Annotated in this window: 12 protein-coding genes, 1 pseudogene and 1 riboswitch; of the genes and pseudogenes, 12 read left to right on the forward strand and 1 reads right to left on the reverse strand. The window is 38.6% G+C overall.

Annotated elements, in window-relative coordinates; all coding sequences use genetic code 11:
• The first annotated feature begins 177 nt into the window (after positions 1 to 177).
• The 7 genes and pseudogenes from IEV74_RS15270 to rraA all read left to right on the forward strand — a co-directional run bounded on the left by IEV74_RS15270 (position 178) and on the right by rraA (position 5,927).
• Positions 178 to 1,422, forward strand: coding sequence for an MFS transporter (locus IEV74_RS15270; RefSeq protein WP_188456242.1), 1,245 nt, complete (start codon positions 178 to 180; stop codon positions 1,420 to 1,422).
• A 166-nt stretch (positions 1,423 to 1,588) separates the two neighbouring features.
• Positions 1,589 to 2,344, forward strand: a pseudogene (locus IEV74_RS15275) (SDR family NAD(P)-dependent oxidoreductase).
• Positions 2,345 to 2,609: 265 nt separating this feature from the next.
• Positions 2,610 to 3,287, forward strand: a complete 678-nt coding sequence (locus tag IEV74_RS15280) for a serine/threonine protein kinase (protein ID WP_188456243.1) — start codon at positions 2,610 to 2,612, stop codon at positions 3,285 to 3,287.
• A 70-nt stretch (positions 3,288 to 3,357) separates the two neighbouring features.
• On the forward strand, positions 3,358 to 3,642 hold the full coding sequence (locus IEV74_RS15285; RefSeq protein ID WP_188456244.1) for a hypothetical protein: 285 nt from the start codon (positions 3,358 to 3,360) through the stop codon (positions 3,640 to 3,642).
• Between the two features lies 1 nt (position 3,643).
• Positions 3,644 to 4,417, forward strand: a complete 774-nt coding sequence (locus IEV74_RS15290; RefSeq protein WP_188456245.1) for an RQC-minor-1 family DNA-binding protein — start codon at positions 3,644 to 3,646, stop codon at positions 4,415 to 4,417.
• Between the two features lie 94 nt (positions 4,418 to 4,511).
• Entirely contained in the window at positions 4,512 to 5,165 is a 654-nt protein-coding gene (locus tag IEV74_RS15295) for a carboxymuconolactone decarboxylase family protein (RefSeq protein ID WP_188456246.1), read from the forward strand.
• A gap of 273 nt (positions 5,166 to 5,438) precedes the next feature.
• Entirely contained in the window at positions 5,439 to 5,927 is a 489-nt protein-coding gene (gene rraA, locus IEV74_RS15300) for a ribonuclease E activity regulator RraA (protein WP_188456247.1), read from the forward strand.
• 331 nt (positions 5,928 to 6,258) lie between these two features.
• Here rraA and IEV74_RS15305 read toward each other — a convergent pair whose 3' ends face one another.
• Entirely contained in the window at positions 6,259 to 6,879 is a 621-nt protein-coding gene (locus tag IEV74_RS15305) for a CGNR zinc finger domain-containing protein (RefSeq protein WP_188456248.1), read from the reverse strand.
• Positions 6,880 to 7,114: 235 nt separating this feature from the next.
• Here IEV74_RS15305 and IEV74_RS15310 point away from each other — a divergent pair, with 235 nt between their 5' ends.
• From IEV74_RS15310 to IEV74_RS15330, 5 genes are all read left to right on the forward strand, one after another.
• Positions 7,115 to 7,678, forward strand: coding sequence for a GNAT family N-acetyltransferase (locus IEV74_RS15310; RefSeq protein WP_188456249.1), 564 nt, complete (start codon positions 7,115 to 7,117; stop codon positions 7,676 to 7,678).
• Between the two features lie 249 nt (positions 7,679 to 7,927).
• Positions 7,928 to 8,389, forward strand: a complete 462-nt coding sequence (locus IEV74_RS15315) for a hypothetical protein (protein WP_188456250.1) — start codon at positions 7,928 to 7,930, stop codon at positions 8,387 to 8,389.
• A 181-nt stretch (positions 8,390 to 8,570) separates the two neighbouring features.
• Positions 8,571 to 9,386, forward strand: coding sequence for an alpha/beta fold hydrolase (locus IEV74_RS15320; protein WP_229683214.1), 816 nt, complete (start codon positions 8,571 to 8,573; stop codon positions 9,384 to 9,386).
• 180 nt (positions 9,387 to 9,566) lie between these two features.
• Positions 9,567 to 10,214: an HAD family hydrolase gene (locus IEV74_RS15325; RefSeq protein ID WP_188456275.1), complete on the forward strand. Its 648-nt coding sequence runs from the start codon at positions 9,567 to 9,569 to the stop codon at positions 10,212 to 10,214.
• Positions 10,215 to 10,384: 170 nt separating this feature from the next.
• Positions 10,385 to 10,488, forward strand: a riboswitch (purine riboswitch).
• Between the two features lie 204 nt (positions 10,489 to 10,692).
• On the forward strand, positions 10,693 to 12,009 hold the full coding sequence (locus tag IEV74_RS15330) for an NCS2 family permease (protein ID WP_188456251.1): 1,317 nt from the start codon (positions 10,693 to 10,695) through the stop codon (positions 12,007 to 12,009).
• Positions 12,010 to 12,031: the final 22 nt, after the last annotated feature.

Consider the following 12,031-nt stretch of genomic DNA (forward strand, 5'->3'; position numbering starts at 1 on the left):
AGGGGTTCTGGTTTAATAATAGGGCTGATTGGTTTCACCTCCTTTACATGAAAGCGTTTTCTGATATAGTATATTGTTATCAGTATTTTGTCAACAATTTAAAAATTGATTAGTTTCTGATTTAAGGTCATCCAATGTTTACTGTTAAATTACTATTAAAAAAGAGTTGATCAGAGAATGAATAGGAGTAATGTACTGCAAAATCAAACGGTTAATTTTAGTCCTTGGAGAATGCTATCGTGGTTGTTTATTACACAAGTATCTGTTGCTTTTATTGGAAGGAGTCTTGCGCCGCTTGGAGTTTTAATCGGTGCGGACTTATCTCTATCAATGGCACAAATTGGGATGCTTCCGGCCGCATTATTTTTGGGACAATCACTTGCCTCTATTCCAGTAGGGTATTTTACTGACTTAATCGGTTCTAGAAGGGTATTGTTAATGCTGTCTCTTTGTTTAGGGATTAGTTTTCTTTTGATGACATTTACCTCCGCGTTTTTAGCGGTTCTATTCTTGATAACGCTGGGTGGATTTGGCTATGGTTCGATGCATCCTGCCTCAAATCGGGGAATTATTTATTGGTTTACCACTAAAAAACGTGGAACAGCAATGGGAATTAAACAAATGGGCGTTACGTTTGGATCTGCACTATCAGCCCTGATTTTATTGCCTCTTGCCAATGAATGGGGGTGGCGGCCAGTACAATTTGGTGCTTGTTTATTGCTCATTATCATTGGAATTCTTGCTTTTATATTTTACAGAGACGCTCCATCTGTAACGAGTGCAAAGAAAATAGGAAAGCCAAATCAATTACTTCCTTCTATTTATATGATGTTTAAAAATAAAACACTGATGCTTGTGAGTATTTGTGCGATGGGATTGAATGGCAGTCAGATGGCCTTAAATACATATCTCGTGTTATTTGCATATGAAGGACTTGGAATAAGCCTGGTATTATCCGGTGTATTGTTAGTTATTTCTGAGATAAGCGGTTCCGTTGGGCGAATTGTTTGGGGGATCATTAGCGATCGTTTATTTGATGGCAGACGGATAATTGTTCTAATCATTATTTCTTGTATGGGGTTATTTCTATCACTGCTCGTTGCCTTTTTGCCACACGGCACATCTTTTTGGATGATGGCTATCATCACAGTGTTCCTGGGATTTTGTATGTCAGGATTTAACGGTATTTGGATGAATACGGCGACAGAACTTGTTCAAAGAGAATATTCAGGAATTGCTAGCGGATTTAGTATTACTGTGGGTTCATTTGGGGTAATTGTTGCTCCACCGCTTTTCGGGTTTGCTGTTGACAGGGTAGGTTCATTTGTATTTGGATGGTTATTTCTTGCCGTTGTGATGGCTATTGTGCTTGTTCTATTGTTTTACACAATGAGAATTGTAAATAATGCAGGGATGAAATAAGTGGCTTTTTATAGTTAGTTAAGCTAAGGAATAACTAAATAGACGATGGTTAAAATAGTTAGGTATAGCTTAAAACATTTTCTTTGATTCGTTTTAATAATGGGTATATAATTATTCTGAATTAAAGATTCCTTAATTAAAAATAAATAGATGGAGGTAATACAAAATGGAAAGATTTTTAGATAAAGTTGTCGTCATTACTGGAGGAGCAGGTGGCATCGGTAAAGTAACTGCGGAAAGATTTCTAAAGGAAGGTGCCAAAGTTGTTTTGGTAGATTTGGTTGAAGAATCACTCCAAAAAGCAAAGGAAGAACTAGATTCTTTTGGTGAAGTACTTATCGTTCAAGCAGATGTTTCAAAAGAATCGGAAGTAGCAAATTATGTTGAAAATGCAGTTGAACATTTTGGCTAAATTGATGTGTTCTTTAACAATGCAGGAATCGAAGGAAAAGTAGCTCCTCTTGTGGATCAAAAAGTGGAGGACTTCGATAAAGTAATTAGTGTAAATGTACGTGGAATATTCTTAGGATTGAAGTATGTTTTACCAGTAATGACTAAACAAGGTTATGGCAGTGTTATTAATACTTCATCCGTAGCTGGATTAAGCGGCAGTCCTGGTGTTTCACCTTACATCGCTTCCAAACATGCAGTAGTAGGATTGACAAAAGCTTCAGCAGTTGAAGTAGCAAGCTCGAATGTACGAGTGAATTCGATCCATCCGTCACCTGTTAATACAAGAATGATGCGCTCATTGGAAGAAGGAATGAATGTAGAACAAGAAACATTAGCTCAAAGTATCCCATTAGGACGTTATGGTGAATCAAGTGATATTGCCAATTTAGTCTTATTCCTCGCTTCAGATGATAGTTTATTCATTACAGGTGTTCAGTATCGAGTTGACGGTGGTATGGGAGCATTATAACTTTGATATCTTAGACGGCCAAAATCGTTATGATTTAGCCGTCTTTTTTTTTCATTTTTTTATAAAAATATAACAAGAATGTAGTTTTTGAGTAAAAAAAGGGCAGTAATTTAAATAGAAGGTTAAATTATCGGTCTGGTAAACAGGATTTTGTTTAGGTTTGTTGAATTAGTAGATATTCCAAACTTTTTCCTTGAAAGGTGTTTACATAAAGTTAATTTAGAAACAGTATTTTGAAGTTTAGATAAGTGAAGGGAGAACGAATATGGATTATAACTGGGAAAATGCTATTCATTCCCTTTCCAAAATCACCGTTTCATCAAATCCAAACAATGAACCTGTCACCATACGTGGTGATGCAGATGGGTTGAAATGTATTGGTGTGGGGACAGATGCAGCTGTATTTCAATCTGTCGATGCACCGGATTATGCATTTAAGTGTTATGCTGTGGATAAAGTTTCCAAAATAAAAACGGAAGAGGAAGTGTATCGCGTTCTCGGGAGTTCACCTTATTTTTCAACATGTTATGCATCGACTGACCAAATACTTGTTTTAAGCTATGAGAAAGGAACGACGCTGTTTGACTGCCTTCTGCAAGGAATTCATATACCGGAACAGGTTGTAACGGATGTTGAGGATGCAAGGGAATATGTACGTAACAAAGGGCTGAACCCGCGTGATATTCATTTGAAAAATATATTGCTGCAAGACGGAAGAGCAAAAATCCTTGATGTCTCCGAATATGTTCAACCTGGGAATGACTATCGCTGGGAGCATTTAAAAAAGGCGTATGAGGATTACTACCACCTAATAGATTCGAAACCTGTCCCGTTCTGGCTAGTGGAGACAGTTCGAAAATGGTATAACCAACGGCAAAAATTCTTCCCTTCATTTGAAGACTTTATGAAATTTGTTTTAAAATATACGACATTTAAAAAATAGCAGCGGGACACGGGGTCAGACCCCTTGTCCCGCCACCAAGCCACCGTGTACTCAGAAAGGAATGATTCTAATGGGGAAAAAGAATAAGAGTAATGTGTGGGCGGAGGCAAAAAAACGTTGCCGCTTAAATCAAGCCGATATTCAAATGGCTAAAGAACTTAGTATGAATCCTAAAAGTCTGATTAAAAATATTCCGTCGTCAAATCAAAAGTGGAAAGCGCCTGTGAAGGTTTGGATTCGTGATTTATATGAAGAAAAGTTTGGAAGGACGCTAGATAATCCAAAAACAGAAAAGAATAGAGAGAGCAGATCTAAAAATGTACCTGCTATTTCAGATGAGGAGCTGCCTTTTTAATATGTCGTCAAAAATAGAACGGTTATCAGAAGAAGAGATTCTTGCAATTTTGCGCGCTGCCGATACAATCATCGCTCAGGGCGGTCGAACATTCCTAGCGAAAATTTTAAAAGGCTCACGCGAGAAAAAAGTTCTGCAGCTGGGACTGGATACATGCCCAACATATGGGTATTTCCGTTCAGAGAAAGTGGATGATATCATGCTTAAGGTCGATTGGATGATTGATTACGATTTTTTAGATATTCAATACAGTGGCAAATTACCGATGGTTGTTTTTACTGAACGTGGCTGGCAGATTGAGGCTAATCAATTTGCAGACGAATTTTTAAGGGAATGGCGACAATGGCTGAAGGAGGGTAAGCATGCCCCTGATATGAATTATTTAAAGGATCGCAACCGGCATATGATATTATTATTTCTCGAAAAGATAAAAGAAACAGGGAACGCGCATTTTATTCCATTTTTAAAAGAATGGGAAAAGGTAGAGTATAAGAAATTTAGAGCCGCCATTAAACAAACCATTACCGCATTGGAAACGAATGAAACTCTAGATCATCAATTGATAAGTGAGAGAAATGCATCCATCAAAGAAGCACTAAAAGGTTCTGCCCCAGAGGATATAATTCTAAAATGCTGGGAATGCGGGAATCGTTTTACATTTACGATTGGTGAACAGCAATTTTATAAAAGTAAGGGATTCGTCCACCCTAAAAGATGCAAAAATTGCCGGGAAAAAAGATACGATGATGAATTTACTAGACTTTATCTATGGTAGCGGGACGAGGGGTCTGACCCCTCGTCCCGCTAGTTGTTTTGTTGATCCGTCTAAAGGGTATACTAAAACAAAAATTATAAAGGAGTTTTTAAGAATGTCAGGAAACCTATATACGACAGAGAATATGAAAAATTTAAAACAATTAAACGACCTAGCATCTGAGCAATTGCAGGCTTTTAACGATTTTAATGCAGCCGTTTTTCAGGATGGTGCCTTATCCAGAAAAGAGAAGGAAATCATCGCTGTTGCAATTGCCCATGTAACCGAATGTCCCTACTGCATTGACAGCCATACAAAAAGTGCTAAAAAGGCTGGTGCTTCATTGGAAGAATTAGCGGAAGCTGTGTTTGTTACAGCGGCGGTGGAGGCGGGTGGAGCGGTCACCCACAGTACCCATGTCCATAACGCTATGGATAACGATGCATCAGATGTTCTTTATGCCCGTTCGAATTTGAAAAAATTGGGCCAATTAGGCAAGTATGCTGCGAAGGGTTTTAAAGGCTATTCTGCATTTAGTGCCGCGGCAACAAAGGATGGAAAACTTAGTGCTGCATTTAAAGAAATTATTGCCGTAGCGGTAGGAACTGCAACACAATGCCCTTACTGTATTGATGTCCACTCCAAAAATGCTGAAAAACAAGGTGCAACAGGTGAACAATTAGCGGAGGCCATTATGGTATCGTCCGCATTGCGTGCTGGTGGTGCATATGCTCATATGGGGAATATGATTGAGAGTTATCGGGATTAGGGTTTTCCAGCAAATCCAGGCTGTCTGTTACAAGGTATTGAAAGAGAAAGGCTGAGTGACAAGATGGAAGCAGTTCACATTGTTGATTTGTTATTAAAAGCATATGATAACTCGTTTAACTAGTGCTTTTCCTTAACAGGGATCACGCCGCCAATATTGCATCATACTAAATCCTCTCTAAGGTAAAAGTCTTTAGTTAGGATTTAATTTTTAAAAGGAATTCTAAGAATAAATGTTGAATTGTATTAGAATTTAAAGTAGGGAGGGATAGCTATGTTAGACTTTAAAACCACTGATTTATGTGATGACTATTCAGATGCACTGCAAATTAGCAATATTGCATTCCGTTCTTTTGGAAAAAAGACACGTTTTTCGGGAAAAATTGAAACCGTAAATGTGTATGAAGATAACGTGCTCATAGTGGAAGCGCTTAAAAATGTACCAGAAGGCTCCGTTATCGTTGTAAACGGTGGTGGTTCTAATCGATGCGCACTTCTCGGTGATCGTTTAGCAGGCATTGCGCAATCAAGAAAGTTAGCAGGCATTATTATAAATGGTTATGTGAGAGACTCTGTTGACCTTGCTAAAATAGATGTTGGAATTCTTGCATTAGGAACACATCCGTTAAAAAGTAAAAAATATGGCACCGGCGATCGTAATAGCATTCTTCATTTTGGTGGAGTAGAGTGGAGACCAGGAGAATATGTTTACGCGGATGAGGACGGAGTTATTATTTCTATAAAACCTCTTTTAGCGGATTAGTCTTAGAACTAAAAGGGAAAACGATCTGGCAATAACCGTTAATATGGAATAACAGTATATGATAAATCTGCAGTAAGGCTAGTTACTAGGGATAGCTAGCCTTAGTCAGATGGCATTATGGAAGGGAAGGTTGAGGTTGTAACAATAAAATGCTTTTCCATTGATTTGAGGTAGCAGAAGATAAGAAACACCGAAATTATTTTTTGTGAGTGAAGTGTACACATGGTTCTTATCAAAGATATGTCTCCCATCCTGCCTGTTCACTATCAAATAATGCCGGAATTCTTAAGCCAACTTAATTCACGTTCCACAGAAAATTTCTCCCTGCACCTTATTTTTGACTGCTCTTCTTCTTATAATAACGACGTGCCTTTTCCCGATTCCCGCAATCCGCCATCGAACACCAGCGGCGGCTTTTGTTTCGGCTTGAATCGAAAAACAGCCATCCGCACGGTTCTCCTTCACACTGCTTAACCCGGTTCAAATTTCCTGAAAGCAAGAGGTCTATTGCAGACTGCACAATTGGCCAAAGCATGCAATCAAGTTCATTTTCACCCTTTTGAAATGTTAAGGCAAAATTACCGTCTTTTGGAATAATTTCCGCCAAACTATACGCCTTTGTCAAATAGTTATTTAAAATAGCAAGGTCTAAAGTATCGGTCTTTAGGCCATTAGCGATTGATCTGAATAAACGAAAAATAGCTTCCCTCAATTCAATAGCTTCCCCTAAGGTCTTTTCGGCTTGGTCTGAATAACGATTTGCCTTTTCAAGTAATTGCTTTTCTTGAGGAATGCTTAAAATTTCCGCGTGCCGACTCCACTCGACCAATTTTTCGTAATTTAGTAACCGTTCATTTGGATTGTCTCCATTATGCCAACTAACCGTGTTGGCGAAATCTAAACATAGGCGTTCACCAATTAAAATTCCCGAATCTGTGTTTAAATTAGACATTTTGTGCAACCTTCCTTCTTATAACCATTATAAAGGGTATTGACAGTTATAATCAATCGTTTTATAATATAACCACCAAAATGATTATAGGGGGTTGTATGATGCCGAGAACTTTTTTCGTGTTTTGACCCGTACAAATAACGATCAATTGTAATCGGTTCTCAATGGATGCCCGTCTTACTAGCCTAAAACGAAGGCAGCTAAATTTAGAAGTTTTTTGATGGGGGTGGCATAAATGCAGGTTGAAATCAGTCCATTAACACCAGATCGGTGGCATGATGTAGAGCATTTGTTTGGAAAATGTGGTGCTTGTGATGGGTGTTGGTGTATGCATTGGCGTTTAAGAAATAAGGACTTTAAAAAGCGAAGTAACGCTACAAACCGATCCGATTTTAAAAATATTGTTGAAGAAAATCGGCAGCCGGGGTTACTGGCATATGTAGAAGGAGAGCCTGTTGGTTGGTGTTCAATTGCGCCACGTAGAGAGTTTAACGAACGAATTACCTATTCCCATGTTTTTAAACCGGTCGATGATAAGCCGGTGTGGTCCATCCTTTGCTTTTACATACATAAAGACTTTCGAAAGCAGGGAATTGCCAAGCAGTTATTGAAAGCAGCGATTGAATACGCATGTGCACATGGCGCCAAAACATTGGAGGCATTCCCAAAGGATACTGCCGGCCACGCCTCTGATGCAGACGTGTATACGGGTCCGGTGAGCCTGTTTCAATCATTCAACTTCATTGAAATTTGTCGTCGCCATCCAAAGAGACCTATCATGAGGTATGATGTTATGTAAATTTCCGCGGGGCTAACAACAACCGAAATTTTTTGAAGTTTACAGAGGGATACTGACCCTATGAATTAATGAATTCACCTACTGGGAAAACGGCTCTTTACCTGGGAGAGACCTTATAGGTAACCAGCGGCATCTCAGGAACTGATTTGACTTATCAGATTTGAAAGGGGTGATACGCAGCTCATAATCACCGGTCAGGTAGTAACAATGGATTGATGTGTAAATTAATTATTTTTTGGAGGGATAACGATGAATGAAACATGGAGAAATTCTGTTAAAACCTTAGTAAAAGAAACATTTGGAGGTCCGCCTAGTGAAGGAGGTATGTTCACAGAGGCACGGCCAAACAGCGGACTTTTCGGGACTTTGGATAAATTGACCGCAAATGAGGCATCCGTTTCGGTTAATGGGGCGACAGTTGCGGCACATGCTGATCATACCCGCTTTTATTTATGGGGAACAAATGCCATCCTGAAAGACGGTAAGCAGCCAGACATGAATTGGGAAGAAAGCTGGAAAATTAGTTCTGTGGATGATGAAGGATGGCATCGAATTCGGGAAGAATTACGACATGAATACGCAACACTTTTAGAATCTCTTGATGAATTGGAATGGAATGAACCACTTACAAAAGAGGTGTTAGGTTCTTTGGCACATTCAGCTTATCATCTTGGAGCTATTCGCCAAATGCTAAAAGCGATCAAGATGTAGCCTTACTAAAAATAAAGTTTGGTCTACTTGACACTTAAATCTGCTTTATATGATTTAAAAAGATTCCATTTGAAAAAGGCAAATTGGATTCTTTTTTGAAGATTTAAGTTTCGGTTTAAAAATGTTTAACTATTGCTTACTATCAAAGGGTTCCAGACCAAGTAATTGGAGGGGAATTAGGTTGGAACAATTTAAACTAACTAGAAGCTTTTCATCATCTTTCGGACAAATCAGTTACGATATCATGGGAGAAGGCCCTCCCTTAATCCTTGTACATGGAACCCCATGGTCATCGTTTAACTGGCGGCATATCATTCCCGCTTTAAGTCAATGGTTTACCGTGCATTATTATGATCTTTTGGGTTATGGCCAGTCTGAAATGCCGGATGGGGATGTATCACTTGGAGTCCAGAATAAAATTTTCTCGGAACTTCTCAATTATTGGGAACTGAATAATCCTATTGTGATTGGACATGATTTCGGCGGGACAACCGTTTTAAGAACACATCTTTTGGAAAAAAGGGAATTTGAAAAAATAATACTTATTGACCCTGTAGCTGTTTCGCCATGGGGTTCTTCTTTTTTCTCACATGTGAAAAAAAATGAAGCAGCCTTTCAGGGAATTCCCGAGTACATTCATGAGGCAATAATTTCGACTTATGTTCAGGGAGCAAAATATAATTCCATGGATGAAGAAACATTAAAGGGAATCATTACGCCCTTTCTTGGTGCAACGGGTCAGCGTGCATTTTATCGGCAAATTGCGCATGCGGATCAAAGGTTTACAGAGGAAATCGAATCAGTTTACAACGAGATAAAAGCACCTGTATGCATAATTTGGGGGGAGCAAGACAGTTGGATTCCAATTGAAAAGGAAGTATATTGCATAATACATCAAAACGTCTTAATTTGTTTCGGTTCCCAATGCGGGATATTTGGTACAGGAAGATCAACCTGCAGAACTTGTATCCCATATACTGAAGTTCTTATTACCTAAACAATAATGCGCGATTAAAGTATAAGCCTAATTCCTCTAAAACAAGGGGATTAGGTTTTTCACTTTCAAATCTTTATGGATATTTGCACTGGAAGTAATCATCAAAGAAGCACTTTCTGTTTGACGTATATCAGTTTCGTGTTACTCTTTAGTAAAATGAATTTTGGGGGCGCGGAAATGATTAAAGCCGTTATATTTGATTTTGATGGTCTTATATTAGATACGGAAACCGCTTGGTATGATTCATATAAAGAGGTATTAAATAATGATCATGCATTTGATTTGCCGCTTGAGGAGTTTGTGAAATGTGTAGGGTCGGGCGATGAATCAATGTTCCGTTATTTAAGAAAAGAATTGGGAAGCATTTTTAATGAAGATGTATTAAAGGATAAAGCTAATGTGCTGCATACGGAAAAGGTAAGAACTGCCAAAGCAAGAGATGGTGTTGAGGATTATTTGGCTGATGCAGCGGAGGCAGGCTATAAAATTGCTTTAGCTACCAGTTCGTCAAGAGAATGGGTGGATTTCCATTTAACGAATCTGGGACTTATTACGTATTTTGATTACCTTATCACACAAGATGATGTGGAGCATATCAAACCAGCACCTGACCTATTTTTAAAGGCGATTGAGGTTCTTAATATCCAACCTTCCGAAGCTATTGTATTTGAAGATTCATTAAATGGATTGATCGCCGCTCAAAAAGCAAATGTAAAAACAATAATTATTCCGAATCCTGTTACAGAATCACTTCCGTTTAAAGATTATCATTTGAAGCTTCAATCAATGAAAGAAATGAGATTAGGTGAAATTGTAAAATCGATATAGTTTATAGGTTCAAAAAATGAAGGAATCACTTTACAATTTGTAAATGGCTGAATTTCCATTTTACATGTCAAAAGAATAACGCTTGCAATAAACGAACATTATGAATAAATTCGTCATCAATGTTCACTTTTGCTTGATTCTCTTGATTGTATTTGCTATATTATCAGAGTAATAAACTTAAATAGTATACTCGTATATCCTCAGTAATATGGTCTGAGGGTCTCTACCAGGTTCCCACGGAAAGAACCGGACTACGGGTTAAAGTATAAGCGTGTTCGGCTTCGTCTAGTAGTTTATTTGTATGTATATCGCTGAATCAACTTTTCTTTAACCTTTATTAAGTCCAGATGGTAGAAATCATTCTACATTTTCTGGGCTTTTATTATTTTGGCTAAAGTTCGGGTATACCGGCAATTGGTAGATTTTTAAAGGGAAAAATCCTGATTACAATCTAGTACAGCGAGGGGAGAGTCATTAGATGAACAGAACTAAATTAACAGAGAAACTATTTCAACTATCCGCAAATAAAACGACTGCAAGAACAGAATTTACTGCAGGGCTAACGGTTTTCATGACAATGCTTTATGTATTAATTGTTGTACCAGGGATGCTGGAAGGCGCTGGTATACCTAAAGGGCCAGTTACAGTGGCTGTTATTCTCATGACAGGACTTATAACGATCATAATGGGAATATACAGTAACAGACCTTTTGCGCTTGCTCCTGGTCTCGGTTCAGTTGCTTTTCTTTCCGTAACACTTGTGTTGGCGGAAGGAATCCCATGGCAGGTTGGTATGGGAATGGTTTTCGTTTCTGGTGTTTTATTTGTCTTATTTACAATTTTTGGGTTAAGACAACTGATTGTTCGGCTTGTTCCACCGGCAATTAAATTATCGATTGGGGCGGGAGTTGGATTATTTATCGCACTTATCGGCTTTCGTAATGCTGGATTAGTAACGGCAAGCGAAAGTGCAAATTCCCTGCAGCTTGGTGACATCGGATCTCCTAATGCGATTTTGGCACTTATCGGTTTTTTTATAATGAGTGTTCTGTTAGCAAGAAATGTCCGGGGTCATCTATTAATTGGGATCGTTGCAGTTACTTTAATTGGAATTCCGATGGGGGTAACACAATTGCCTAGTTCTGTATTTTCGTTTCCGGAAAGTGTTGCGCCAGTCCTATTTCAATTGGACATTATGGAAGCATTGAAGATATCATATTTCCCGTTTCTGCTGGCATTTTTTGTCCCCGACTTCTTTTCAAGTCTTGGAACGATGCTTGGAGTAGCAGGCAAAGGGAACATGCTAGACAAAAATGGCGATCTGCCTCAGATTGATAAACCGTTTGTTGTGGATGCAGGTGGAACGGTTCTGGGGTCATTGTTTTCTGTACCGGTTATGACGACCTATGTTGAATCGGCAACTGGTGTAGAGGCAGGTGGACGTACAGGATTGACGGCAGTTTCAACAGGGGTTTTATTCTTGCTCACCTTGTTTGTTACACCGTTAATCATGATCATCCCAACAGAAGCGACTGCGCCAGCATTAATTTTAGTCGGATTGACAATGCTTTCCTCTGTTCGAAACATTAATTTTGAAGATGTAACAGAGTCATTGCCAGCATTTATGACAATCGTTATTACTATTTTTACATTCAATTTTGGGAATGGAATTGCAGCTGGGATTATTATATATGTACTGGTAAAAAGCTTGTCTGGCCGGCAAAAGGAAATACATCCCGGTTTGTACATTTTGCTAATCCCACTTATTATTTATTTTATTACTTTAGCTGAATAATAATATATGCGAAGGGAGATTT

Source organism: Virgibacillus oceani (genome assembly GCF_014638995.1).
GTDB lineage: Bacteria > Bacillota > Bacilli > Bacillales > Amphibacillaceae > Virgibacillus_E > Virgibacillus_E oceani.

Bases quoted from the DNA above. Each gene is read 5' to 3' on its own strand.
- IEV74_RS15330 (WP_188456251.1), top strand. From the start codon at position 10,693: ATGAACAGAACTAAATTAACAGAGAAACTATTTCAACTATCCGCAAAT.
- IEV74_RS15280 (WP_188456243.1), top strand. From the start codon at position 2,610: ATGGATTATAACTGGGAAAATGCTATTCATTCCCTTTCCAAAATCACC.
- IEV74_RS15295 (WP_188456246.1), top strand. From the start codon at position 4,512: ATGTCAGGAAACCTATATACGACAGAGAATATGAAAAATTTAAAACAA.
- IEV74_RS15270 (WP_188456242.1), top strand. From the start codon at position 178: ATGAATAGGAGTAATGTACTGCAAAATCAAACGGTTAATTTTAGTCCT.
- IEV74_RS15310 (WP_188456249.1), top strand. From the start codon at position 7,115: ATGCAGGTTGAAATCAGTCCATTAACACCAGATCGGTGGCATGATGTA.
- IEV74_RS15290 (WP_188456245.1), top strand. From the start codon at position 3,644: ATGTCGTCAAAAATAGAACGGTTATCAGAAGAAGAGATTCTTGCAATT.
- rraA (WP_188456247.1), top strand. From the start codon at position 5,439: ATGTTAGACTTTAAAACCACTGATTTATGTGATGACTATTCAGATGCA.
- IEV74_RS15315 (WP_188456250.1), top strand. From the start codon at position 7,928: ATGAATGAAACATGGAGAAATTCTGTTAAAACCTTAGTAAAAGAAACA.
- IEV74_RS15285 (WP_188456244.1), top strand. From the start codon at position 3,358: ATGGGGAAAAAGAATAAGAGTAATGTGTGGGCGGAGGCAAAAAAACGT.
- IEV74_RS15305 (WP_188456248.1), bottom strand. From the start codon at position 6,879: ATGTCTAATTTAAACACAGATTCGGGAATTTTAATTGGTGAACGCCTA.